This is a genomic window from Gordonia sp. CPCC 205515 (assembly GCF_048537925.1).
GTDB lineage: Bacteria > Actinomycetota > Actinomycetes > Mycobacteriales > Mycobacteriaceae > Gordonia.
In genome coordinates, this window is the sequence record NZ_JBCLVJ010000013.1 from 1 (window position 1) to 24,249 (window position 24,249).

General features: G+C 68.4%; 20 protein-coding genes and 1 riboswitch. Of the genes, 9 read left to right on the top strand and 11 right to left on the bottom strand.

The features are described 5' to 3' along the window. Positions 1 to 88: 88 nt before the first annotated feature. Complete coding sequence (locus tag AAFP30_RS19945; RefSeq protein ID WP_419231745.1) at positions 89 to 1,921, bottom strand: PE-PPE domain-containing protein; 1,833 nt, start codon at positions 1,919 to 1,921, stop codon at positions 89 to 91. 206 nt (positions 1,922 to 2,127) lie between these two features. Between AAFP30_RS19945 and AAFP30_RS19950 the strand changes: the two genes are divergently transcribed. From AAFP30_RS19950 to metX, 3 genes are all read left to right on the top strand, one after another. After that, the gene (locus AAFP30_RS19950; protein ID WP_419231746.1) at positions 2,128 to 2,895 is read left to right on the top strand and encodes an enoyl-CoA hydratase; all 768 of its coding nucleotides are present in this window, start codon (positions 2,128 to 2,130) and stop codon (positions 2,893 to 2,895) included. 79 nt (positions 2,896 to 2,974) lie between these two features. After that, positions 2,975 to 3,094, top strand: a riboswitch (SAM riboswitch). A gap of 63 nt (positions 3,095 to 3,157) precedes the next feature. Then, positions 3,158 to 4,480: a bifunctional o-acetylhomoserine/o-acetylserine sulfhydrylase gene (locus AAFP30_RS19955; RefSeq protein ID WP_419231747.1), complete on the top strand. Its 1,323-nt coding sequence runs from the start codon at positions 3,158 to 3,160 to the stop codon at positions 4,478 to 4,480. Between the two features lie 76 nt (positions 4,481 to 4,556). Next, positions 4,557 to 5,705, top strand: coding sequence for a homoserine O-acetyltransferase MetX (metX, locus tag AAFP30_RS19960; RefSeq protein WP_419231748.1), 1,149 nt, complete (start codon positions 4,557 to 4,559; stop codon positions 5,703 to 5,705). 28 nt (positions 5,706 to 5,733) lie between these two features. Here metX and AAFP30_RS19965 read toward each other — a convergent pair whose 3' ends face one another. The 3 genes from AAFP30_RS19965 to AAFP30_RS19975 all read right to left on the bottom strand — a co-directional run bounded on the left by AAFP30_RS19965 (position 5,734) and on the right by AAFP30_RS19975 (position 8,575). Continuing rightward, the gene (locus AAFP30_RS19965; protein WP_419231749.1) at positions 5,734 to 7,191 is read right to left on the bottom strand and encodes a hypothetical protein; all 1,458 of its coding nucleotides are present in this window, start codon (positions 7,189 to 7,191) and stop codon (positions 5,734 to 5,736) included. Between the two features lie 158 nt (positions 7,192 to 7,349). Continuing rightward, positions 7,350 to 7,640, bottom strand: coding sequence for a DUF3017 domain-containing protein (locus tag AAFP30_RS19970; RefSeq protein ID WP_419231921.1), 291 nt, complete (start codon positions 7,638 to 7,640; stop codon positions 7,350 to 7,352). A gap of 56 nt (positions 7,641 to 7,696) precedes the next feature. Continuing rightward, on the bottom strand, positions 7,697 to 8,575 hold the full coding sequence (locus AAFP30_RS19975) for a bifunctional methylenetetrahydrofolate dehydrogenase/methenyltetrahydrofolate cyclohydrolase (RefSeq protein WP_419231750.1): 879 nt from the start codon (positions 8,573 to 8,575) through the stop codon (positions 7,697 to 7,699). A 16-nt stretch (positions 8,576 to 8,591) separates the two neighbouring features. Between AAFP30_RS19975 and AAFP30_RS19980 the strand changes: the two genes are divergently transcribed. Next, on the top strand, positions 8,592 to 9,056 hold the full coding sequence (locus AAFP30_RS19980; protein WP_419231752.1) for a tRNA (cytidine(34)-2'-O)-methyltransferase: 465 nt from the start codon (positions 8,592 to 8,594) through the stop codon (positions 9,054 to 9,056). Between the two features lies 1 nt (position 9,057). On the opposite strand, the gene AAFP30_RS19985 is transcribed toward AAFP30_RS19980, so the two are convergent. Then, a complete protein-coding gene (locus tag AAFP30_RS19985; RefSeq protein WP_419231753.1) occupies positions 9,058 to 9,288 on the bottom strand; it encodes a DUF167 domain-containing protein in 231 nt (76 codons plus the stop codon). A 16-nt stretch (positions 9,289 to 9,304) separates the two neighbouring features. Then, positions 9,305 to 12,565 (bottom strand): error-prone DNA polymerase, encoded by a 3,261-nt coding sequence (locus AAFP30_RS19990; protein ID WP_419231754.1) that lies wholly within the window; start codon positions 12,563 to 12,565, stop codon positions 9,305 to 9,307. A gap of 169 nt (positions 12,566 to 12,734) precedes the next feature. Between AAFP30_RS19990 and AAFP30_RS19995 the strand changes: the two genes are divergently transcribed. Beyond that, entirely contained in the window at positions 12,735 to 14,672 is a 1,938-nt protein-coding gene (locus tag AAFP30_RS19995; RefSeq protein WP_419231755.1) for an SDR family oxidoreductase, read from the top strand. A 2-nt stretch (positions 14,673 to 14,674) separates the two neighbouring features. Beyond that, the gene (locus AAFP30_RS20000; protein ID WP_419231922.1) at positions 14,675 to 15,751 is read left to right on the top strand and encodes an alanine racemase; all 1,077 of its coding nucleotides are present in this window, start codon (positions 14,675 to 14,677) and stop codon (positions 15,749 to 15,751) included. 5 nt (positions 15,752 to 15,756) lie between these two features. Here the strand turns inward: AAFP30_RS20000 and AAFP30_RS20005 are convergent, their stop codons facing one another. From AAFP30_RS20005 to AAFP30_RS20015, 3 genes are all read right to left on the bottom strand, one after another. Further along, positions 15,757 to 17,337 (bottom strand): DNA polymerase Y family protein, encoded by a 1,581-nt coding sequence (locus tag AAFP30_RS20005; protein ID WP_419231756.1) that lies wholly within the window; start codon positions 17,335 to 17,337, stop codon positions 15,757 to 15,759. Then, complete coding sequence (locus tag AAFP30_RS20010) at positions 17,337 to 18,089, bottom strand: hypothetical protein (RefSeq protein WP_419231757.1); 753 nt, start codon at positions 18,087 to 18,089, stop codon at positions 17,337 to 17,339. Before AAFP30_RS20010 ends, AAFP30_RS20005 begins: the two co-directional genes overlap by 1 nt. Positions 18,090 to 18,231: 142 nt before the next feature. Beyond that, complete coding sequence (locus AAFP30_RS20015; protein ID WP_419231758.1) at positions 18,232 to 19,272, bottom strand: Rv2578c family radical SAM protein; 1,041 nt, start codon at positions 19,270 to 19,272, stop codon at positions 18,232 to 18,234. Between the two features lie 73 nt (positions 19,273 to 19,345). On the opposite strand from AAFP30_RS20015, the gene AAFP30_RS20020 reads away from it, so the two are divergent. Further along, entirely contained in the window at positions 19,346 to 20,578 is a 1,233-nt protein-coding gene (locus tag AAFP30_RS20020; RefSeq protein WP_419231759.1) for a serine/threonine-protein kinase, read from the top strand. Positions 20,579 to 20,580: 2 nt separating this feature from the next. Here the strand turns inward: AAFP30_RS20020 and AAFP30_RS20025 are convergent, their stop codons facing one another. Both AAFP30_RS20025 and AAFP30_RS20030 read right to left on the bottom strand, forming a co-directional pair. Then, positions 20,581 to 21,249, bottom strand: coding sequence for a response regulator (locus AAFP30_RS20025; RefSeq protein ID WP_419231760.1), 669 nt, complete (start codon positions 21,247 to 21,249; stop codon positions 20,581 to 20,583). Next, positions 21,246 to 22,499, bottom strand: a complete 1,254-nt coding sequence (locus tag AAFP30_RS20030) for a PspC domain-containing protein (protein ID WP_419231923.1) — start codon at positions 22,497 to 22,499, stop codon at positions 21,246 to 21,248. Before AAFP30_RS20030 ends, AAFP30_RS20025 begins: the two co-directional genes overlap by 4 nt. Positions 22,500 to 22,683: 184 nt before the next feature. Between AAFP30_RS20030 and AAFP30_RS20035 the strand changes: the two genes are divergently transcribed. Both AAFP30_RS20035 and AAFP30_RS20040 read left to right on the top strand, forming a co-directional pair. After that, the gene (locus tag AAFP30_RS20035; RefSeq protein ID WP_419231762.1) at positions 22,684 to 24,039 is read left to right on the top strand and encodes a PspC domain-containing protein; all 1,356 of its coding nucleotides are present in this window, start codon (positions 22,684 to 22,686) and stop codon (positions 24,037 to 24,039) included. Further along, the gene (locus AAFP30_RS20040; protein ID WP_419231763.1) at positions 24,036 to 24,242 is read left to right on the top strand and encodes a hypothetical protein; all 207 of its coding nucleotides are present in this window, start codon (positions 24,036 to 24,038) and stop codon (positions 24,240 to 24,242) included. The genes AAFP30_RS20035 and AAFP30_RS20040 overlap by 4 nt, the downstream gene beginning before the upstream one ends. Positions 24,243 to 24,249 lie beyond the last annotated feature (7 nt).

Consider the following 24,249-nt stretch of genomic DNA (forward strand, 5'->3'; position numbering starts at 1 on the left):
CCCAGCCCTGCGGCGGCATGACCCCGGGGGCTGCGACCCCCATCTCGGCGGCGCCCGCTGGTGTGTTTGGCCGGCCGTTCTTGGTGGCTTAGGACTCTTCGGAGTCGGTTCCCGAGGAGGAGGTGCCGGAGCTGCTCGACGACTTGGTGGTGTTGCCCGTCGTCGCCCCGCTGCCGTCACCGGCGGTTCCCGTGGACCCGCTGGACGCTCCCCCGGAGTCTCCCGTCGTTCCTGCGGCGTCCTCCGTCGTCCCTGTGGGGTCGCCGGTCCCCGTGCCCTCGGCCGTCCCCGTGCCATCGGTCCCCGAGTCGTCGGTCGTCCCAGTGTCCCCGGTTGTTCCGCTGGTGTCGCCGGTTGACCCCGGCGAAGCAGTCTCCGGGCCCGTGGCAGTGCCTGTCGTGCTGCCCGGCGTGGCGGTCGCGGTGTCGCCGGTCCCCGACCCCTCGGTCGTCGCGCCGGCATAGTTGTCGGTGGACTCGGGCGTGACGGCGGCGGCGGTCGACGGTTCGACGCCGGAACCATCGCCGACCGACCCCGAATCCGATTCGGCGACAACGCTTTCCGCAGGTTCGTCAGCGATGGACGATTCGGCCGCGACCGCCGCCCGGGAGGCCGGGGCGGCCGGGGCGGCCGCGAGCGTTCCGGTCGACGCCTGCGGGTCGAGCGAGGAGAACCAGTCCTTGAGGGCTTCCCAGGACGGGCGGTACGCGGGTCCGGCGAAGGGGTTCGGGTCGACGCCGACCACGCGATAGAGCCAGTACCCACCAAAGTTGACCGGCATCAGCACAACGCTCTTGGCACTGGCTGCGAGCACGGTGACGCCGTTGCGGAAGAGTTCCGGATCCAAGGTCAGCACGCCACGCGCAACGTCCTCAAAGGCACGGAAATCAGGCAGCACGCCGCCATACCCGAGGTTCGGTAGCTGGGGGAACCATCCCATCGCCCAACTGATCGGCGGCTGGAAATCGGCCAGGGTGATGCCGAGGATGTCGGGCACGGTGAACCGGTACTGCATCAGATCGGGGACCGTCCAATTCAGACCGATTGCGTCGACGAACCGCTGGGTGAGGATCGCCGTCGACGACGGGGAATCCACGACACAGGTGGTGACGTTGCCCGCCGGAGTGCAGGTCAACGTGCGGTCGGCGCCGTACATGTTCCAGCTCTCCACCGATGACGACAGGTACATGTAGAAGGGGTAGAGCCCGTGCTTGACCCAGTAGCCGAGCAGTCCGTCGACCGCGCCGACCGGATCGTGCAGCAGGTCCGGCAGATCGCAGATCGGATCACCGGCAATGCAGTAGGTCGTGACCGGGATACCGCCGAAATCGGCGTCGGTCCGTGCGCCGGCCATCGTCAGGCCCGGGATGACGCCGACGAGAACGAGTTCGACGCCGCGCCCCCACAGGGTTCCGGCCTGGCGCGGATCGGAGTACAGCTCGCCGGAGACGTTGGTCGGGTCGATCCGGTATTCGCCGGTGGTGCCGTTACCGATGTCGGTCAGGGCGTCGCCGACGACACCTGCACCCTGCGAGTACCCGGCGATGACGACCTCCTTATCGGTGCCGCACGTCGACTGGTACGAGGAGACCGCCGCGAGGATGGCCTCGTCCCCCTGCGATTGGCTGTCATCGAAGCCGAAGGCGCCGAGCGGCCAGATCGACGCCGGGTAGTCGATGACCTCGGTGGTGTAGGCGCCTTCCGGGGGTGGACTGGCACCGGGCGGAAACGTCCCCTGGTACCGCTGACCGATCCCGACGACCGACGCGCCGGAGGTGTCCCAGGTCCCGCCGACCAAAAACACCCGGCCAGGCCCTTCGCATCCGGTTGGCAATGAATCATCGGCACGGGCCACGCCCGATCCGAAGGTCTGGCCCACGGCGAGCGCGACGGTCAGCACCGCGCCGCTCAGTAGCAGCATCACTGCCTGGGTTCGTCCGCGAAACCGGTGCGCCATCGTCCGTGCCTCCCACTCAGGGGTCGGGTGTGAGCCGCGTCTCGCACCCGTGGAACGCATCGAATACTAGCCCGAATTCAGGAAAGGCAATGCGAACTTGGGCACTTGCGATGTGCTTAGGATCGCTAAGCTATCCCTTATCGCGCAACACAATTGGAGGAGACAGTCCGATGAGTGAGGTCCTACTGGTCACCAACCACGACACCGTGGCGCTGGTGACGCTCAACCGTCCCGACGCGCGCAACTCGTTGAGCCCCGAGTTGATCACCGCGTTGAGCACCACGCTGCGATCCCTGGACGCCGACCCGCAGGTGCGCGCGATCGTGCTGACCGGTACCGACCCGGCGTTCTGCGCCGGCCTGGACCTGCGTGCGCTGGCCGCCGACGGTCCCGACTATCTGCAACTGTTCGCCGACGACGACTGCATTCGGCTGGTCGGTGAACTCGCGACGCCGGTGATCGGTGCGATCAATGGTCCGGCCATCACGGGCGGCCTCGAGATCGCACTCGGCTGCGACTTCCTGATCGCCGGGGACCGCGCGCTGTTCGGCGACACCCACGCCCGCGTCGGCGTGCTCCCCGGCGGCGGCCTGACCGCGCGGCTCCCCGATCGGGTGGGTACCGCGTGGGCGCGCCGGATGTCCTTCGCCAGTGAGATCGTCGACGCCGAGCTGGCCCTGCGGATCGGGCTGGTGACCGAGGTCGTCGAGCACGACCGGTTGATCCCGCACGCACTCGACCTCGCCGCACGGGTGTCCGATGCACCGGGAGACGTGACGGCCTCGCTCAAACACATGTACACCGCGGGGTGGGATACCGGCCCGGGCCGAATCCTCGATGTCGAGGCCCGGCTGTCCGCGGCCCGCCGGCCGGAGTGGGACAAGCTCGAAGCGAATCGGCAAAAGGTGATGGACCGCAACCGCTCTCAGTTGCGCTGACCGGCAGCGTCACGGGTTCGAATCAGTGCGCGCGAGACCATTCCCAGTCCGTTTCGAGCGTGTTATATCCTTGACGCCAGGTCATGAGCATCAGCGTGAAGCCCCGGCTTGCTGATCGGCAACCCTCCAACCGCGGTGGGGTGCTCCGGGTGATGACCGGGTTGAGAAACACTGTCGTGTTTCCCGGCAAGCGCGGGTCCGAAGGTCGGACCCCACCAGGGTCAATGCATCCTGCCGACCGTAGAAAGTGATCAACATAGTCATGTCCGACGCCACCGACGTCACCAATCCCGCCGACAGCTGGAGCTTCGAAACCAAGCAGATCCATGCGGGCCAGACCGCCGACGCCTCCACCAATGCGCGGGCCCTGCCGATCTACCAGACCACGTCGTACACCTTCAACGACACCCAGCACGCGGCCAACCTGTTCGGCCTCGCCGAGCCGGGCAACATCTACACCCGCATCATGAACCCGACCCAGGACGCGGTCGAGCAACGCCTCGCGGCTCTCGAGGGCGGCGTCGCCGCGCTGCTGGTCGCGTCCGGGCAGGCGGCCGAGACGTACGCGATCCTCAACATCGTCGAGGCCGGCGGGCATGTGGTGTCCAGCCCGCGCCTCTATGGCGGCACGTTCAACCTGTTCCACTACACGCTGCCCAAGCTCGGCGTCGAGGTCAGCTTCGTCGACGATCCGGAGGATCCGGCGTCGTGGCAGGCCGCCATCCGCGACAACACCCGCGCGCTCTACGGCGAGTCGATCTCCAACCCCAACAACGAGATCCTCGACATCCCCGGCATCGCCGAGGTCGCCCACCGCAACGGACTGCCGCTGATCGTCGACAACACCGTCGCCACGCCGTACCTGCTGAACCCGCTGGCCCACGGCGCCGACATCGTCGTGCACTCGGCGACCAAGTACATCGGCGGCCACGGCACTGCGATCGGTGGTGCGATCGTCGACGGCGGCACCTTCGACTGGCGTGGACAGCGCGACGGCAAGGATCTCTTCCCCGGTTTCACCACCCCGGACCCGAGCTATCACGGAGCTGTGTTCGCAGATCTCGGCGCGCCGGCATACGCACTCAAGGCCCGGGTGCAGTGGCTGCGCGACACCGGTGCCGCGATCTCTCCGTTCAACGCCTTCCTGCTGGCACAGGGTCTCGAGACGCTGAGCCTGCGGGTCGAACGACACGTCGCGAACGCACAGCGCGTCGCGGCGTACCTGAACGATCACGCCCAGGTGGAGTCGGTCGCCTACGCGGGACTGACCAGCTCGCCGTGGTATGACCGCGGACAGCAACTGCTGCCCAAGGGGCAGGGCGCGATCATCGGCTTCGAGATCGCGGGCGGCGTCGACGCCGGCAAGCGCTTCGTCGAGGGGCTCACCTTGCACAGCCACGTTGCCAACATCGGTGACGTGCGGTCGCTGGTGATCCACCCGGCGTCGACCACACACAGCCAGCTGACCCCCGAGGAGCAGGTCGCCGCCGGGGTCAGCCCGGGTCTGGTCCGCCTGGCCGTCGGAATCGAGGGCATCGACGACATTCTGGCCGACCTCGACCAGGGCTTCGCCGCGGCCCGATGACCAACGACGCAGAGTCCACGACAGTCCGGTAACCCCCAAGCACGGTGAATGAGGTGCATCGCAGAGTGAGTGAATTGTGTCAGTGAGTATCGAAACGAGGATCCAGACCGCTGATCGTCCCGACTGGGAGCAACTCCCGGATGGGGAGATGATGCGCGTCGACATCGGCTCGGTCTCACTCGACAACGGCGAGGTGATCGACGACGTGACGCTGGCGTTCCAACGCTGGGGCGCCTTGTCGCCGACGCGGGACAACGTCATGCTGACTCTGCATGCGCTCACCGGCGATTCCCACGTGACCGGCCCGGCCGGCGACGGCTATCCGTCGGCCGGGTGGTGGGACGGGCTGATCGGTCCCGGCTGCGCCATCGACACCGATGAGTGGTGTGTCATCTCGGCCAACGTGCTCGGCGGCTGCCGCGGCTCCACCGGGCCCGGTTCGCCCCACCCCGACGGCCGATCCTGGGGTTCACGATTCCCGCAGATCACCGTGCTCGATCAGGTGCGTGCCGAGCGCGCACTGATCGAGCGGCTCGGCATCGCCGAAGTGGCGGCCGTCCTCGGCGGTTCGATGGGTGGTGCCCGCGCCCTGGAATGGGCCATCGAGTATCCCGAAATGGTGCGCAGCTCACTGGTTCTCGCGGTCGGTGCACGCGCAACCGCGGATCAGATCGGCACGCAGACCACGCAGATCGCCGCGATCAAGGCCGACCCGGACTGGCAGGGCGGCGACTATTTCGGCACCGGACGGGTGCCGTCGACCGGCATGGGTGTCGCCCGACGCATTGCTCATCTGACCTACCGCGGTGAGGTCGAACTCGATCAGCGCTTCGCCAACGAGCCACAGGGCGAGGAGCAACCGCTGCGTGACGGCCGCTACGCCATCGACAGCTACCTACAGCACCAGGCCGACAAGCTGATCACCCGCTTCGACCCGGCGAGCTACGTCGTGCTCAGTGAGGTGCTCAATCATCACGACGTCGGTCGTGGCCGCGGCGGGGTGCGGGCCGCGTTGAATGCCTGCCAGGTGCCGACAGTCGTCGGCGGTATCGTGTCGGACCGGTTGTATCCGTTGCGGTTACAGATCGAACTCGCCGAACAGCTCGGCAATTGTGTGGGTGGTCTGCAGGTCATCCACTCCGACAACGGCCACGACGGCTTCCTCACCGAGTTCGATGCGATCGGTGATCTACTCAAGCGCACCGTCGAGATCGCCCGCGGCTGAAAGCCTTTCCCTCCACGACCCGGATAGCTCAGCCGGCCGCGTCGGGGGTCGGCGTCGTGGTGGTGGGCGCCGTGGGCCGCGGCGGCTGATTCGGCACTCCCCGCTGCTGCGGCGGCACCGGCAACGTCGTGGGCGGCGTGAAACCCGGCGGCAGGAGCTCCGGCGGAATGGTCGGAGTGGTGCCTTGCGGCCACGGCACCGACGGCAGCGGATACGGCGACAGCGTTCGCGTCGAGGTGGTCGGCTGCTGCGGCGTCGGCGGTAGTTCCGTTGTCGCCCAACCGGGTCCGTCATCCCACCGAGGCTGCAGGGTGGGTTGGGCCGGCTCGGTCGGCGCGACCGGTTCGGGCGCCACGGGCGGGAGCGGCACGACCGCGGTCGGCGAGTACGTGGTGGTGGCCCGGTCGGTCTGCGGTGTCGACGACGACGTCGTCGTAGAGTCCGCCACCGGCGAGGACACCGGCCGCACCTGCGATGGTGACGCCGGAGACGAATGCCCGGTCAGCGCCGAACTGACCGCATAGACGGCCATCAGCGTGGCCGCGAGAATGGCGGCGATGACCGCCAACGGCATGGCCGACAACCACTCTCGTTGTCGTCGACCGCCGATGAAGGCCAGCCGGGTCGTCGTCTCCGAGGTGGTCTTGGCCCGCGCGATCAGGGCGGCACCCACCGACGCGGCCAGTTCCGGGTTCGGCGGAACCACGGTCTCCACCGATTCGTCATCGACGATATGTTGTACCGCAGACAGATTCGCCAGCCCCCCGACGAAGGCCACCGCATCGGCGGGCTTGTCCCGCGCAGCATTCTCGGAAATGTAGCGCGCCAATACCTTTCGCGCTTCGTCAACCATCGGGGCGGCCGCCGAGGCGATCACCTCCGCGGTCAGCACGACGGTGCCACCACCACCCGACAAACCGACGGGAGACTCCCCCGCACCCGTAATCGCGGCGGTGACTTCCTCTTTGGCGGTTCGGCAGGCACTGAGCAGGGCACGACGGCCGGGCCGGCGGGCGACGGTGCCCGCGCCGTCGACGAGCGCGTCCACGATCGCCCGATCCAGCGCCCGTCCGGACAGTGCACGCGACCGTTGCGACGCGGTGATCTCCCGGGTGGATGGATCGACGGTGTAGAGCGACATCCCGGTATCGCCACAATCGACGACGACCACCGATCCGAATCTGCTGATCTCACCGGTCGCCGACAGGTACTCGACGACCGCCTCATCCTCGGCGACGAGTTGGATCTGACGGCGCGGTCCGGCGCCGCGCGAACCCAACTCGCGGCGTTGCTTGTCGGTGCGCGCAGCCACTCCGATCGGCCCGACGCGAACATCCGCGTCGCGGGCGGCGGTCAGCATCAGATCGATTCCGGCATTGACCCGGCCGGCGGCCTCGAGGCCGTCCTGCGGGTCGACGTCGATGACTCGGGAATCGATCACACTGCGCCCCACGTCGTCGCGCGTCAGCAGTACGTAGTGGATCATCCCCTCGCCTGCCGACACACCCAACGACGTGAAGTCGTCAGGAATTGCCGAATCGTCGGTGCCGAACGTCGAAGTGATGCGCAGTCCCCCAGGGTGTCGTAGCGGTCGGTTACGCGACGATTCGAGCCCGAAAGGTCACGCGTTGGTCTCTATTGTAATCAATCTGTGCCCAAAGGATCGATCGAGGTTGCCAACCACAGGATCAGAGCACCTACCGACGCCATCGCCGCGACGTCGAAGAACTTGCCTCTGACCTGCAATAACCCCGCTCTCGACGTGGGGATCAGGGCACGCAGGAGCGCACCCAGAATCAGCGCGGTGCCAAACACGAATGCGCCGCGCCGCCAGCGATCGAACAACACGAGGACGGCCGCGATCAGCAGGCCGAGCAGCACCAGGAAGTACGGGATCTGCACAGCGACGGTTCGGAAGCGCCGAACGCGATGCAGTTGCGCGGCCCGACCGGAGGTCGTCGCACGGCCCCGCGCGTCTCCCGAGGGTGGAGTCACCCCGCGGTTCCTGTCCCGGAGCGTGCCACGAGCTGGGCTTCGGCCCGTTCCACCACATTGACGAGCAGGAAGGCCCGGGTGAGTGGGCCGACCCCGCCGGGATTCGGTGACACATGCCCGGCGACGTCCCAGACGTCGGGGGCGACATCGCCGACGAGTCCGGCTTCGGTGCGGCTGACGCCGACGTCGATGACCGCCGCGCCCGGCTTGACCATGTCGGCGGTGATGAGGTGCGGCACGCCGGCGGCCCCGATGACGATGTCGGCCCGCGACACCTCGGCCGCGAGGTCGGCGGTGCCGGTGTGGCAGAGCGTCACGGTCGCGTTCTCGCTGCGCCGCGTCAGCAGCAGGCCGATGGGACGACCGATCGTGACGCCACGGCCGACGACCGTCACTCGGGCGCCGGCGATCGGGATGTCGTAGCGGCGGAGCAGATGGATGACGCCGCGCGGGGTGCACGGCAACGTCGACTCCTTGCCCAGCACGAGACGCCCGAGATTGATGGGATGCAGACCGTCGGCGTCCTTCTCGGGGTCGATCCGCTCCAGAGCCGCGTTCTCGTCGAGATGCTTGGGCAGCGGAAGCTGCACGATGTATCCGGTGCACTCCGGGTCGGCGTTGAGTTCGTCGATGGCGGCGTTGAGTTCCTCGGTGGTCGCGTCCGCCGGCAGATCCTTGCGGATCGACGCAACACCGATCCGCGCGCAATCGGCGTGCTTGCCCTTGACGTAGCTGTGCGAACCGGGGTCGTCGCCCACGAGAATCGTCCCGAGGCCGGGGAGGATGCCTTCGGCGCGAAGCTTGTCCACGCGCGTGGACAGATCGGCGAAGATCTCGTCGCGGGTCACCTTGCCGTCAAGTCGAATTGCGCTCACGGTGCACCATTGTTCCATGTTCCGCATCATGTTCTACCAACCGTGTATCCCGCCCAACACCGGCAACGCCATTCGCCTGGCCGCCAACACCGGATGCGAGTTGCACCTCATCGAGCCGCTCGGATTCTCCATGTCCGACGCCCAGGTCAAGCGCGCAGGTCTGGACTACCACGAAATGGCCACGGTCACAGTGCATCCCAATTTGGCGACCGCGTGGTCGACCGTGCAGCCCCAGCGGGTGTTCGCATTCACCGCGCACACCTCGCGCTATCACACCGACGTCGACTATCAGCCTGGCGACGTGCTGCTGTTCGGGCCGGAGCCGACGGGATTGCCGGCGGACGTGCTCGCCGATCCGCAGGTCACCGACCGCATCCGGATTCCCATGCTGGCCGGACGGCGCTCGCACAACCTCGCGAACGCGGCGAGCATCGTCGTCTACGAGGCGTGGCGACAGAACGGCTTCGACGGGGCGGTGTAGCTCAGGAATCCACCCGGAAACGCTTGGTGCGCGCGGTCGCCCCACCGACGAGGGCGACCTTCGACTTCGGTACCCCGAGATGCTTGGCCAGGATCTCGGCGACCGCCTTGTTGGCCCGGCCCTCGGCCGCCGGCTCGCGCACGTAGATCGTCACCGATCCGTCCGGACCGGTCTCCACGAGCGGCCCCTTGCGGCTGCTGGGTTTCACCGTCACCACGACTTGTTTCGGCATGCGCCGCTCCGCCTCCCTAGTGCCAATCCCGCGAACGTGTCCCGACCCGAAGATCCAAGCGCTGCAAACGCTCTGCCACCACGGTCACCGCCCCCTCGGCGTTCTGCACGGTGCCCCGGATCAGCAATGCCGATGCCGAGTGTGCCAGATTTCGGTAACGGTTCCACAACCCGACCGAACACACCACATTGACCATGCCGGTTTCATCCTCCAAGTTGACGAACGTCACACCAGACGCGGTCGCCGGACGCTGCCGATGGGTCACCGCCCCGGCCACCGTGACCCGCGAACCGTCGGCCACCGAGAGCAGTCCGTCGGCCGGTACCACCCCCATCGCGGTCAGTCGGGGTCGCAGGAATTCCGTCGGATACGACGTCGGGGTGATCCCGGTCGCCCAGGCGTCGGTGGCCGCCAACTCGATGTCGGACAGTCCGGGCAGCGTCGGGGTCGGCGCCGACGATCCCAGCGGCAACTGGTCGGCGCGGACGGTCGCGGCCGCACCGGCCTCCCAGAGTGCCTGCCGTCGGCTCACCCCGAACCCGTCGAAGGCGCCGGCACCGGCGAGTCCCTCGAGTTGCCGGGCGGTCAGCTCGGCCCGGCGCGACAGATCGGTCACATCGACGAAGTCGCCGTCGCGTTCGCGGCAGTCGACGATCCGCTCGGCGACGTCGTCCCCGACGCCGCGCACCCCACCGAGCCCCAACCGCACCTCGGTACCCGCGTTCTCCAGCGTGGCGTGCGGCAGGGAACGGTTGATGTCCGGCCGATGCACGACGACACCGTGCCGGCGCGCATCGGCCACCAACGACTGCGGCGAGTAGAAGCCCATCGGCTGCGCCCGCAGCAGCGCCGCACAGAACGCGGCCGGGTGATGCAGCTTGAACCACGACGAATAGAACACCAGGGACGCGAAACTCTGCGAATGGCTTTCCGGGAAACCGAAATTGGCGAACGCGGCCATCTTCTCGAAGATCCGGTCGGCGGCGTCGCCGGTGATGCCGTGCAGTCGTTGCATGCCGTCGTAGAAGCGACGACGCAACCGTTCCATCTTCTCCGTCGACCGTTTGGAACCCATGGCGCGACGCAATTGGTCGGCCTCGGACGCGTCGAAGCCGGCCACGTCGACCGCGAGTTGCATGAGTTGCTCCTGGAACAGCGGGATGCCGAGGGTGCGGTCGAGGGCCTTGCGCATCGACGGGTGTTCGACGGTGGGTTCTTCCACCCCGTTACGGCGCCGGATGTAGGGGTGCACCGAGCCACCCTGGATGGGTCCGGGCCGGATGAGTGCCACCTCCACCACCAGGTCGTAGAACGTCCGCGGTTTGAGCCGGGGCAGGGTCGCCATCTGGGCGCGGGACTCCACCTGGAAGACCCCGACCGAGTCGGCGCGGCACAGCATGTCGTAGACCGCGGGTTCGGTGAGATCCAGCATGGCCAGATCCACCTCGATCCCCTTGTGCTCGGCGACCAGATCGATGGCGTAGTGCAGCGCCGAGAGCATACCCAGCCCGAGCAGATCGAACTTGACGAGACCTATTGCCGCACAGTCATCTTTGTCCCACTGCAGCACACTACGGTTCGCCATCCGCGCCCATTCCGTCGGGCAGACGTCGGCGATGGGCCGGTCACAGATGACCATGCCGCCCGAATGGATACCGAGATGTCTTGGCATACCCAGGATTTCGCTCGCCAGGTCGGTGACGTCGACGGGCGCCTCGTCGGGCGTCTTGCTCCAGGCATCCTGTTGTCCGGTGGCATATCCCAACGCGCGCGCCATGTCCCGGATGGCGGATTTGCCGCGGTAGGTGATGACGTTGGCGACCTGGGCGCTGTAGTCACGACCATAGCGCTGGTAGACGTACTGGATCGCCTCCTCCCGGCGATCGGATTCGATGTCCACGTCGATGTCGGGTGGGCCGTCCCGTTCGGGCGCCAGAAACCGTTCGAACAGCAGCTTGTTGGCGACCGGGTCGACGTTGGTGATGCCCAGCGCGTAACAGACCGCGGAGTTGGCCGCACTCCCCCGGCCCTGGCACAGGATGTCGTTGGCTTTGCAGAAGTTCACGATGTCGGCGACCACGAGGAAGTAGCCGGGAAAGGTCAGCGTCTCGATGATGGCGAGTTCGTGCTCGATCTGTCGGTAGGCCTGCGGGTGCGCCCCCGGCGTTCCGTAACGCCGCAGGGCACCGGCCATCGTCTGTTCGCGCAGCCACGTGTTCTCGGTGTGGCCGTCGGGCACGTCGAACGGCGGCAGTTTCGGGGCTATCAGTCCGAGGGCGAACGCGCAGTCGGCGGCCAGCCCGACGGCATTGTCGATGGCCTCGGGATGACCCGGCAGCAGCCGGAGCATCTCGTCGCCGCTGCGCAGGTGCGCGCCGCCCACACCGGGGAGCCAGCCGTCGATGGTCTCGATGTCGGTGCGGGCACGGACCGCGGCGACCGCCTGAGCCAACCTCCGGCGCCGGGGCGCGGCGAAGTGCGCACCGGTGGTGGCCACCGTCGTCAGCCCGAACTCGCCGGCCAGGCCGGACAGGATCGCGTTGCGTTCGTCGTCGTCGGGTAAGCCCCCGGCGGTGAGTTCGACGGCGACGTCATTCGGGCCATACCGCTCGACCAGTCCGGTCAGGGCACCACGCGCAGCGCCCGGCCCGCCCCGATCGAGGGCTCGCCGCACCGCACCTTTGCGACAGCCGGTCAGGATCAGCCAGTGTCCGCAGGCGTCGTCGGGCAACCGATCCCGGTCATAGCGCAGCAGGCCTTTCTCCCCGGCGGCAATGTGCGCGTCGGCGATGGTCCGCGAAAGGCGCCGATAGCCCTCACTGTCGCGGGCGAGCACCAGCAGATGTTCGCCCGGCGGATCCGGCACCCCGGTGCGGGTGACGTCGGGTTCGAGCGACAACTCCGCCCCGAAGACGGTGGGCAGGCCGAACTCCTTCGCCGCCTCGGCAAATCGAACGATGCCGTAGAACCCGTCGTGGTCGGTCAGCGCGAGCGCCCGCAGATCGAGGCGATGCGCCTCGGTGACCATCTCCTCGGGCATCGACGCGCCGTCGAGAAAGCTGTAGGAGCTGTGGGCATGCAGCTCGGCGAACGGCACCGCCGAGGCTCGGCGCTCGACATCGTCGGCCTGGTAGGCGCCGCGCTTGCGCGACCAGGCGGGGCTGTCACCGCCGTCACCCGGTCCGAATGCCTCCCCCGGTCGGCCACCGTCCGACGGACGACCGGAGAGCACGCGCTCCATCTCCGACCACGTCGGTGGTCCCTGATCCCATCCCACCCCGACAGTCTATCGAACTAATGTTCGAGAAACGAGTGAGAGATCCCCCTGTAGTTGTTGCAGTCACCCGACGGAAATGACACGCTGTGACCAACAGCTTCTTACCGATCGGTAAGAAGCGCGGACGGCAGCACACGGCGGCGCGCCGAGGGAGAATCGACCCACCACCATGACCACATACTTCATCACCGGCGGCACCGGCTTCATCGGTAGTCGGGTCGTCGAACGTCTGCGCATCGTCGAGCCCGATGCGCAGATCTTCGTGCTGGTCCGACCGACATCGTCGGAGCGATTCGACGCCCTCTATCCGGACACCGAACGTCTCGGGATGATCGTTCCGGTCAGCGGCGATCTCACCACACCGGGACTCGGCATCCGCCCCGACGAACTGCCCCGCATCGACCACGTCATCCATCTCGGCGCGATCTACGACCTGACCGCCGACGCCGAAGCCCAGCAGGCAGCGAATGTGGAGGGCACGTCGCACGTCGCCGACTTCGCGCTCACCCGCGGTGCGATGCTGCATCATGTGTCGTCGATCGCGGTCGCCGGCGATCACCGGGGGACCTACACCGAGCACGATTTCGACACCGGACAGGGCTTTCCGACGCCGTATCACCGGACCAAGTTCGAAGCGGAGAAGGTGATCCGAGCGCGCATCGGTCTGCGCTGGCGTATCTACCGTCCGTCGGTGGTCGTCGGCGATTCGCGGACCGGTGAGATGGACAAGATCGACGGACCCTACTACTTCTTCGGCCATCTGCGACTGCTCGGCCATGTGCCGTCCGCCCTCCCGCTGCTGATGCCCGATCTCGGCACGGTCAACATCGTGCCGGTCGACTTCGTGGCGACCTCGCTCGTCGCGTTGCTGGCGGTCGACCCGGATCGGGGCGGACGGGTGTATCACCTGAGCGACCCGCGCCGACGCACTGTCACCGCGATGTACAACGCGATCGCCCCCGGATTCCGCGGACCACGCGGACATGACGTGGTGCCCAACGGCATCGTCGAACCGTTCCTGCGGCTCGCGGGTACCGGACCGTTGCGGGTGGGCCGCGATCTCGTTGCCGCCCAACAGGGTATCCCGCCGACGTTGCTCGACACACTGTCCCTGCCGGTCGACTTCCGATCCGACGACACCATCGCCGAACTCCACGAGCACGGGATCGCGTTGCCCGAACTCGAGGAGTACGGACCTCGTCTGTTCACCTACTGGGCCGATCACCTCGATCCGGATCGGCACCGGCGGCTCGACCCGCGGGGACCGCTGGTCGGCAAGAACATCCTGATCACTGGCGGGTCGAGCGGCATCGGGAAGGCCACCGCACGGATGTGTGTGGCCCGGGGTGCGACGGTGTTCATCGTCGCGCGCGACGCCGAGCGTCTCGATGCCGCGGTCGCCGAGTTGTCCGCCACCCCGAGCAAAGCGGGCATCCCGCCCGGCCGGGCCTATGCCTACCCGTGCGACATCGCCGACGAGAGCGAGGTCGCCACGTTGGTCAAAACCATTCTGGCCGAACATGATCACGTCGATGTACTGGTCAACAATGCCGGCCGGTCGATCCGGCGGGCGACGATCAACGCGACCGATCGCGCGCACGACTACCAGCGGGTGATGGCGGTGAACTACTTCGGGGCGGTCAATCTCGTGCTGGGGTTGCTGCCGCACATGGTGCGCCGGCAGTCCGGGCATATCGTCAACGTGACGTCCATGGCGGTGCAGTCCCGGGTGCCGCGGTTCGGTGCCTACACCGCGTCGAAGGCGGCGATCGAGGCGTTCAGCGATGTCGTGCGCACCGAAAGTCTGAGCGATCACGTGACATTCACCAACGTGCGGCTGCCGCTGGTGCGGACCCGGATGATCGCACCGACCGAGGCATACGACCACCAGACCGGTGTCTGGGACGTGGACAAGGCCGCAGCGCGCGTACTGCACGGCATCATCGACCGGCCGGAACGGGTCGGGTCACTGCTCGGTGATCTCACCGAGCTCGGGCACCGCATCGCCCCGCGGATCACCACGCGCATCCTGCACCAGGACTATCTGGTCTTCGGGGAATCCGCGGCGGCGCTGGGCAAATCATCGACGCCGGACGATTCCGAGTGAAGCTGCCCGACACCCCGTTCCTGGCCGTCGACACTGCGCGTCTCGACCGCAACCTGGCCACCGTCGCCGAGCGGGTGCGCGCAGCGGGGCTCGACCTGCGGCCGCATGCCAAGACGCACAAGTGCGCCGAGATCGCCGCACGTCAAATCGACTCCGGTGCCACGGGTTTGACGGTCGCGACGATCGGCGAGGCCGAGGCCTTCGCGGCCGCGAGTCCCGGGCGCGCCGACCTGTTCATCGCGTATCCGCTGTGGGTGACACCCGGCAAGGGTGCCCGGTTGCGTGCGCTGGCCGAGCGGGCAGCGCTCCGGGTGGCGGTGGACTCGGCGGCCGGTGCGCGACAGCTCGCCGCCGAACTGCACGACACCGGCGTGACAGTGCTCGTGGAGGTCGATTCCGGGCAGCACCGGACCGGTGTGGCGCCGGCGGCGGCCGGTGAGATCGCCGCTGCCGCTGCCGAACTGGGCCTCGAGGTGATCGGCGTTTTCACCTTCCCGGGCCACGGCTACGGCCTCGGCGACGCGCGGCGCACCGCCGCCGAGCAGGAGGTCACCGCACTGACGGAGGCAGCCGAATCGTTGCGGGACAACGGGATCGAGCCACGAGTGCGCAGCGGCGGGTCGACACCGACCATCGCGTTCGCCGAGGCCGGGGTGCTCACCGAGGTGCGGCCGGGAGTGTATCCGTTCAACGACGCCCAGCAGGTGGAACTCGGCTCGGGCGACTTCGCCGATGTCGCGCTGACCGCCGTGAGCACGGTGGTGCACCGCACCGGTTCCCGGGTGGTCGTCGACGCGGGCAGCAAGGTCATCGGCGCCGACCGTCCGGCCTGGGTGACGGGTTTCGGACGACTGCTCGACCATCCGCGGGCGCGGATAGTCGGGCTGTCGGAGCATCACGCGGTCATCGAGTTCGGCGATGATGCACCCGCCCAATCGATTCCCGATCCCGGATCGGTGCTGCGGGTGGTGCCCAATCATGTGTGCACCGCGGTCAACCTGGTCGATGACCTGATCGCCGAGTATCCGGACGGCTCGACGCAACGCTGGCCGGTGATCGCGCGCGGCGCCAACAGCTGAACGGCTCACTCGTACACCCCCTCCACCAACCACCCCTGCTCCTGATAACTCAGCAGCAGGGCGCGGGAATCGTCGAGCAGGACCTGGGCTCGCGCGGTGATGCCGTCGCCACGTTTGTCGAAGCCGGTCGGCCAGGGACCGGCCCACCACCGCAGTTCCCACGAGTCTCGTTGTCTGCCGGACTGTTCCATCCGGATGGTGGTCGGTTCGGCGGAGAAGGCGCCGCGACCGGTGACCGACACCGGCGTGCCGGCGAGATCCAGCATCCGCACCGGTGCACGCAGCAGCACCGTCGGCGCCGGACGCGGCAGTCGGCCCGGCCACGGGGCATCCGGGGAGCGCTCCGCGATGCGTTCGTCGCCGAAGGCGATCATCGTGATCCGCTCCCCCGGCCCGCGACCACCGCTGGGGACGGGTAGTTGTACCGCGTCGCCGCCGAGCAACCCCTGCACCCGCACCAGCGAGCGCCGGGCACGCTCCCCTACCTCCGGATTCTCGGGTAAACCATTGCCACTCAACGAGTACTGCAGCGATCCTGCCCGGACCACCTCGACCGGCTCGAGGCGCAGCCGACCGATCGGCGAGTCCGGCCGAGCCTCGGCGCCGGGCCGTCCGCCGGTCAGCCAGCCCTCGAGTTGCCAGCGGATCCGGTCGGCGGTGGCCTCCGGGGTCAGTGGGGTTGCGCAGCGCCAGGTACGGGAGTGTCGTTGGCCGCGTTCGGTGATCGCCTCCACGGTGAGCCGGGTGCACGCCACCGATGCGGCGGCCAATCGGTGCGCCAGCTCGTCGGCGAGGCGGCGGCCGAGGAAGGCCGCGGCGTCGACACGGTCGATCGGCGGATCACAGACATGCTCGATGACCAGATCCACCGGCAGCGGCGCACCGGCCGGCGGTCGGGCCGGGTGGGCGTTGGCCAGCCGATGTGCGACGACGGCATCGGTGGAGAACCGGGTGGCGACATCGGTGATCGAGAGCGCCGCGAACGCGCCGATGGTGGAAATGCCCAGCCGCCGTAGCAGTTCCACCAGCTCATCACGGCTCGGATCACTCAGGCTGGGTTCGACGGCGAGGTCGGCGACCGGCCGTCTCGACAGGTAGGCGGCGTCCCCGCCGGGCTCGACATGCGTCCCGTGTCGAGCCGCGAGTACCGCGGTGAATACTTCGTCGGCCACCCCCACCTGGCATTCCACCCCGATGGCGGCAACCGCGTCGATCAGTTTCTCGGCGACCGTCTCCTCCCCACCGAAATAGCGGGTGGCGTTGCCCGAAGGCACCACCAGTACTCCCGGGCGCAGCACCTCGACGACGGGCACCAGATCGGTCACCACCGTCACCACCGGTTCGAAGATCCGGCCGTCCCGGTTGTCGTCGGCGGTGAGCACCGTCATCTCCGGGCAGGTGGCCTGCGCCTGCCGCTTCCGCATCCCCCGACGCACTCCCGTCCGCCGGGCCGCCGCCGAACACGCGACGACCCGGTTGGCGTGGAGCACTGCGATCGGGTGCTGCGGCGGGAGATCGGCGTCGATCGCGGCTGCGGTGGCCGGCCAGTCCGGGCACCACAGGGCCAGCACACGTCCGGCACCCATCAGTTCGCCACCGCCCATCCCAGTTCCGGCCGAGGCGGCGCGGCAACCAGTTGCAGCCGCGTCCGGCCACCGAAATCGCCTGCCACCACATCTATGTCACCGGTGCGTCGGCGCTGCCCCCGGTCAATGGCGGTCACCTGCAACGACATTCCGCCGATCCGCCCGTACCCGGGCCGCGCAACCGCCAGATCGGCGTCGTCGGGTGCACCGGGCACATGCCGGTAGGACAGCACCTCGGCGTCGACCCGCAGTTGCGCGCCCGGCCAGCGCGCGTCGGTGAGCAGGGTCGAGCACTGCTTGCGCACCCGCCCCATCACCACCCGCGCGCGGGAAGGCGGCACGGTGATCCCGGCCATGCCGAGTACCACCAGATCCATCCCGTCGAGCAGAACCGTCGCCACCTCGATCGGGTCGACACCCGGTTCGGGCACGGTGGCGATCCGCGACAGATCCCCGCCCCACTCCACGATCGCCTCGAGATTGAGGTTGCCCATCCCCACGATGCCGACATGCGCGCCGGCGGAACTGACCGTCGCGATCATCGCCAGCAGCACCGACCGGGCGCCGGACACCGTGGTCACCCCACCGCGGGTGATCCCGCGTCGCGGCAACACATCGGCCAACGCCGACGGCACCGCCAGCACGTCCTCGGATCGATCCCGCACATCGACCGACCGGTGATCGGGCCGGCCCGACAGGACCGCGATCTGCCGCCGAAGCCGGTCCAGCTCATCTTGCTCCACTGCACCCACAACATCCTCCTGACCTGCGTGTATCCGCAATCAGCACGCCGGGAAGATGCAAGCTGTTCGAACGCTTATTCGACTCTTTTCGATAGTAGGACCACCCACCGACAACCGTCAATCGGCAGTGGCGACACGCGCCGCGACACGCTCAGAACAGGGTCAGCGCCTGCTGCAACTCAGGCCGTGCCACGGTGTCGACGGCCGCCGAGTCCACCGTCGCCGTCGACTCCGCCACTCGTGCCGACGACCCGGCCAGCCCGTGCCGCTCGACCAGTGGGCGCAGCCGATCGCGCAGCCACGACGAGTACTCCGGTGAGACATACGCGCCGCGTCCGTAGAGCCCGCGATAGCGACGCACCAGCGCCGGATGGGTCTGTGCCACCCATTCCAGGAACCACGGCTTCGTCGCGCCGCGCAGGTGCATCGGGAACGCGGTCACCCCGGACGCGCCCGCCGCGGCGAGGTCGGCCAACAACTCGTCGAGATGAGCGGTGGCATCGGTCAGATACGGGATCACCGGCGCGACCATCACATGCGGCGCGAAGCCCGCATCGGCGACCGCGCGGATCAGGTCCAACCGGGCCCGCGGCGACGGCGTACCCGGTTCGATCGCCTTCTGCAGTTCCGCATCGCCGATGGCCAACGAGATGGAGATGCTCACCGGCACCTGCCGCGCCGCCTGCCGTAGCAACGGCAGGTCCCGACGTAGCAACGTGCCCTTGGTGAGGATGGAGAACGGGGTGGCCGATTCCGTCAGCGCCGAGATCACCCCGGGCATCAGCCGATACCGCCCCTCGGCCCGCTGATACGGGTCGGTGTTGGTGCCCAGCGCAACCGTCTCCCGCGCCCACGATCGTCGGCGCAACTCCTTGCGCAGCACCGCCGCCACGTTGAGTTTCACCACCACCTGAGTGTCGAAGTCCTTGCCCGCATCCAGGTCCAGATACTCGTGCGTCGGTCGCGCAAAACAGTATCGGCACGCGTGCGTGCACCCACGAAAGGTGTTGACAGTGAAGCGGAATGGCAGCTGGGACGCCTCGGGCACCTCGTTGAGGGCACTCTTGGCGAGTACCTCGTGGAAGGTGATGCCCTCGAACTCGGGAGTCTGAACCGACCGCACCAGCCCGGCCTTCCCCAACCCGGGCAGTGCGCCGTCGTCGGCCTCGATACTCTGGTCGGACCACCGCATACCACGATTCGAACACGTGTGCGATAACTTGTCAACCGTGGGTGTCAGTCCGGTCCCGACTATCATGCTGCCTATGTCGCCCACCGTTCCCGAGGGAACTCCGCGCCGCGAGAGTTACCGGACACCAGGACCGCAGTACCTGGTCGCCGGCCGCTATCGTCTGCGCTCGCGGATCGGTGGCGGCGGCATGGGTACCGTCTGGCTGGCCCGCGATCAACTTCTCAGTCGTGATGTCGCCGTCAAACAGGTGGTGTCCACCGAAGGGCTGTCCGACGACTCCGCGGACAGTGTGCGCACGCGGGCGATGCGGGAGGGACGGATCGCCGCCAAGCTGGCCCACCGCCACGCGATCGCGATGCACGACGTCGCCCTCGACGGCAGTGAGCCGTGGCTGGTGATGGAGTACATGCCGTCCCGCAGTGTCGCCCAGATCCTGCACACCACAAGAACTCTCGACGTTGCACAGGCCGCGCAGATCGGCGCCCAGGTGGCCGACGCGATGGCGGCGGCACATGCCGCGGGGATCATCCACCGCGACATCAAGCCCGGCAACATCCTCGTCGCCACCACGCGCGAGAGCGCCGGTCTGGTCAAGATCACCGACTTCGGTATCTCCCGCGCCAAAGACGACGTCGTGGCGACCCAGACCGGTGTGATCACCGGCACCCCGGCCTACTTCGCACCCGAGGTGGCGCGGGGTGCCGAACCCACCGAGCTCTCCGACGTCTATTCCCTCGGCGCCACCGTCTACACCATCGTGGAGGGACAACCGCCCTTCGGCGTCGACGACGACTCCCTGGCCCTGCTGCACAAAGTCGCACGCGCACAGATCAATCCGATGACCAAGGCGGGCGATCTCAAGCCGGTGCTGCTGCGCATGCTCGAACCCCATCCGGCGCGCCGCCCCACCATGGCGCAGGCCCGTGATCTGCTCGCCGAGGTCGCGGCCGGCCCGCGACGCTCACCGCAGCAGGTACTCGCCACACCACTGACCCGCCCCGACGGCGGGGTGCCGATCTGGGCGCAGCGTTCGCCGCGACCACCCCGATCCCACCCGACCGGAACACATCTCGCCGTCGGCGTTCCGTCCGACTCGGCGTCGACATCCGCTACATCATCGGAACCCGTTGGTGCCGAGCCATTGTCGACCACCGTCGTGGCGGGCCGGGCGTCGGCACCGGTGGCCGCGCACATCGACCGCCGATCGGCAGCGCACTCCCCGAAACCACCGGTGACCGGCAAAGTCGCGGTGGCCGTTGCGGTTCTGCTGATCGCGCTGATCATCGTGATCGTGCTGGCGCTGTAGGCTCAGCCGATGTGCCGGGTGGCCGCCCAGCGGGTCAGCGCGTTGCGGTTTGACTGCTGGGTCTTGCGCAGCACATTGGATGCGTGGGTTTCCACCGTCTTGATCGAGATGAACAGTTCGTCGGCGATCTCCCGGTAGGTGTAGCCGCGGGCCAGCAGCCGCAGCACCTCGAGTTCCCGTTTGGTCAGTGAGTCGAGTTCGGGATCCAGCGGCGGTTCCGGGGCCGTCGATTTGCCGGTGAACGAGTCGAGGACGAATCCGGCGAGTCGTGGGCTGAAGACCGCATCCCCGTCGGCGACGCGCCGGACCGCGTCGGCGAGATCCTTGCCGTCGATGGTCTTGGTGACATACCCGCGGGCACCCGCCCGGATGGTGGCGATGACGTCTTCGGCCGCATCCGAGACCGACAGGGCCAGGAACACCGGTGCGCTCTCCCCCATCGCGTCGGACACGCCGCGCAGTACGGCCACCCCGCCGCCGGCGGGCATGTGGACGTCGAGGAGCACCACGTCGGGGCGCAGTGCCACGATGCCCTCGACAGCCTGGGCGACCGTGCCCGCCTCACCTACGACGGTGAGCCCGGATTCCCCGGAGAGTTCGGCGCGGACGCCGGAACGGAACACCGCGTGATCGTCGACGAGGAACAGTCGGCAGATGGCGGGTTCGGTCATCGATGACCTTCCTTTTGCTGGTTGTTGTCGCTCGGAAGCTCTTCTGCTGCAGCGTGTTCGACGTCGGATTCGGTGCGGGTGCCGGCGGCTCGCGGCATGATGAGCCGCACGTTGGTACCCCGTCCGGGCACCGAGTCGACGGTTGCCTCGCCGCCGGCGCGCTGCATCCGCGCCCGGATCGACCGGGCGATACCCTGCCGGTCGTCCTCGACGTCACCGGGATCGAATCCGACGCCGCGGTCGCGGACGAAGACCTCCACCTGCTCGTCGGTGACCTCCCCGTACACGTCGACCTTCCGTTCGCCGGAATGCTTGGCGGCGTTGACCAATGCCTCCCGGGTCGCGCCGACCAGCGCACTCCAGCGGCGACGCTGCGCGGCCGGTTCGTCGTCGGGTCGCAGATCGCCGACGGTGACCACCTCGACCTCGATGCCGTAATCGTCCTCCACCTCGGCACCCACCCCGGTGAGACCGGCCGACAACGATCCGGCGCGCTGCGCGGGGTCGCCGAACAACCAGCCGCGCAGTTCCCGCTCCTGGCTACGGGCAAGGCGCGCAACCACGTCCGGCTTACCGGCCTGTTTCTGGATCAGGGCGAGGGTCTGCAGCACCGAGTCGTGCAGATGCGAGGCGATCTCCTCGCGCTCGGCGTTACGGATGCGTGCGGCACGTTCTTCGTTGAGCGAGCGCCACATCCGCATCCACAGCGGCACGGTGAGCAGGACCACGCCGATCAGCGTCGCCGCCACCGCCAGCAGTGTCGTGGGCAGGCCGCCGAACTTCTGGTTCCCGGCGAGCACGATGACCACCAGCCCGCCGATCACCAGCAGCGCGCCGCCGATCAGCCGGGTCCAGGTCAGCAGCGGGGTGCGTGGTGAGGCACGCGACGTGTCGAACTCGCGCCACACCAGGCTGGCGCCGACGACGATGAACACGAACGGCACCAGGTACGCCGCCGGGGTGCCGGACGCGGCGAACCCGACCACCGACATCGCCACCAGCCCGACCAACGCCAGCCCGTACGCCTGCCGTCGTTCACCCGGACGGGGCGGCTCGGTATCGGTGCCGGGCGGGCAGAAGAACCAGAGCAACCCGTAGGCCAGGACACCTGCCCCGGCCAGCGCGGCGAGCACCATGAACACCACCCGCACCCGGAAGGCGTCGACACCGAGATGATCGGCGAGGCCACCGGCGACCCCCGCGATGACCCGGCCGCCATCCCGGCGGACCAACCGCGGGGCGGTCGCCACCGCGGGTCCGGCGACCTCCGGCCGTCCGGCGGCAGTGCCGGATACGGCGGCACGCGATCGGGATACCGGCACACCACTGCTCACCCTTCGATAGTGGCACGGTCTCGGGCTGCCGCACATCAGGGACAGTCTCAGGGTGATCCCCCGATGCGCTCGGCGCCCCTGCGGAGCCAGGATGTGAAACATGGACACCAAACAGCTCGAATCGATGTGGGCGACGCGGCCGATCCGGCCGACGGATGGGCGGATGGCCGCCGGCGTCTGCGCCGGGATCGGCGCGCGGTATCGGGTGGACCCGACGCTGGTTCGGGTGGCGTTCGTGGTCGCCACGCTGTTCGGTGGCAGCGGTGTGCTGCTGTACATCGCGGCGTGGCTCACCCTGCCGGCCGCCGACCACACCGATGAACTCGGGCAGATGTTCAACGGGGGTCCGGCCGGGCGGCCGCGCGGACATCGCGATCACATGCCGCACCGCAACGGAAAGTTCGTGCTCCTGGTCGTCCTGGCGATCATCCTGGTGACCTCGTTCGGACCGAACACCACTTGGAGCTCCGGGGGTCTCGTCGGCGCCGCCCTGATGCTGCTCGGCTGGTGGTTGCTCTATCAGCGCACCCCGGAACCACCGATCGGGACGAGTGCCGACCAGGTCCGGCGCACGTCGCCGGCCGTGACTCCCCGCGACACCGACCTGCAGCGGTGGACCCCGCGCAACATGACGTGGCCAGCACCCCCGGTGACGCCCCACCGGGCAGCTGCCACGACTACCGAACAGGCTGCACCACAGTACTTTTCCGCGAATCCGGCGCCTGCCGCGAGCGCCGCGCCGCAGGCTGCCGAGTCCGCGACCGACGAGCTGCACCGCACTCCCCCCGCCTGGGATCCGCTGGGGGCAGCGCAATTCGCGTGGGATCTCCCCGAACCGACGCCGACGGTCCCACCGGCCGAGCGGGAACGACGCTCACCGCTGACGCTGATCGTGCTGGGGGTGGCCGTGGTGGTGGCCGCCGCCGGGGCTGCGGCGCATCAGGCCGGCGTCGACTGGTTCACCCCGGCGCGCATCCTGTCCCTGGCGCTCGGCGTGGTCGCGGTCGGTCTGGTCCACGCGGGACTACGACGCCGGGCCACCGGCCGACACAGCGCGGGTCTGGTGCCGGTGGCACTGATCCTGGCCGCGGCGGTGGTCGCGACGACCCTGGCCGGACGCTTCGACGGCCCACCCGCCGGCGGTGCGGGTGAGCGGGTGTGGGCACCGGTGAGCGAGAACGACATCAAACCCGAGTACACGCTGACGATGGGCAAGATCACGCTTGATCTGCGCGAGGTCGACCTGACCGCCGATCGCACCGTCGAGGTGCGCAACGGACTCGGCGAGATCCACGTACTGGTTCCGGAGAACATGAATGTCCGCGCCCACTGCGAGACCAACGTCGGCGACTACACCTGCCCGGAGGGTCTGTCGGGCGGCAACGACGGCACCGAGGGGCCGGTCCTGACGATCAACGCCCACAGCAGTGTCGGCAATGTAGAGGTGACGCGATGAGCTCGAAGTCGACCACCGAACCGCGTCACCGGGCGCCCGGGTTGGTACTCCTCGGGGTTGCCGGACTACTGGTCGCCGGCTGGGGTCTGGCCGGCGGACCGGATCTACCCGACGCCGCCAACCTCGGCTGGATCGCCGTTGCGGCCGGATTGGTCGTCGGACTGATCCTCATCCTGACTGGCGCACGCTCGTCCCGCCGCTGACCCGGGG

Excerpts from the sequence above, each read along its gene's own strand:
- AAFP30_RS20040 (WP_419231763.1), top strand. The coding sequence starts at position 24,036 with ATGAGCTCGAAGTCGACCACCGAACCGCGTCACCGGGCGCCCGGGTTG.
- AAFP30_RS19945 (WP_419231745.1), bottom strand. The coding sequence starts at position 1,921 with ATGCTGCTACTGAGCGGCGCGGTGCTGACCGTCGCGCTCGCCGTGGGC.
- AAFP30_RS19950 (WP_419231746.1), top strand. The coding sequence starts at position 2,128 with ATGAGTGAGGTCCTACTGGTCACCAACCACGACACCGTGGCGCTGGTG.
- AAFP30_RS19985 (WP_419231753.1), bottom strand. The coding sequence starts at position 9,288 with ATGCCGAAACAAGTCGTGGTGACGGTGAAACCCAGCAGCCGCAAGGGG.
- AAFP30_RS19955 (WP_419231747.1), top strand. The coding sequence starts at position 3,158 with ATGTCCGACGCCACCGACGTCACCAATCCCGCCGACAGCTGGAGCTTC.
- AAFP30_RS20005 (WP_419231756.1), bottom strand. The coding sequence starts at position 17,337 with ATGGGTGCCGGACGTGTGCTGGCCCTGTGGTGCCCGGACTGGCCGGCC.
- AAFP30_RS19995 (WP_419231755.1), top strand. The coding sequence starts at position 12,735 with ATGACCACATACTTCATCACCGGCGGCACCGGCTTCATCGGTAGTCGG.
- AAFP30_RS20015 (WP_419231758.1), bottom strand. The coding sequence starts at position 19,272 with ATGCGGTGGTCCGACCAGAGTATCGAGGCCGACGACGGCGCACTGCCC.
- AAFP30_RS19980 (WP_419231752.1), top strand. The coding sequence starts at position 8,592 with ATGTTCCGCATCATGTTCTACCAACCGTGTATCCCGCCCAACACCGGC.
- AAFP30_RS20020 (WP_419231759.1), top strand. The coding sequence starts at position 19,346 with ATGTCGCCCACCGTTCCCGAGGGAACTCCGCGCCGCGAGAGTTACCGG.
- AAFP30_RS19965 (WP_419231749.1), bottom strand. The coding sequence starts at position 7,191 with ATGATCCACTACGTACTGCTGACGCGCGACGACGTGGGGCGCAGTGTG.
- AAFP30_RS20035 (WP_419231762.1), top strand. The coding sequence starts at position 22,684 with ATGGACACCAAACAGCTCGAATCGATGTGGGCGACGCGGCCGATCCGG.
- AAFP30_RS20025 (WP_419231760.1), bottom strand. The coding sequence starts at position 21,249 with ATGACCGAACCCGCCATCTGCCGACTGTTCCTCGTCGACGATCACGCG.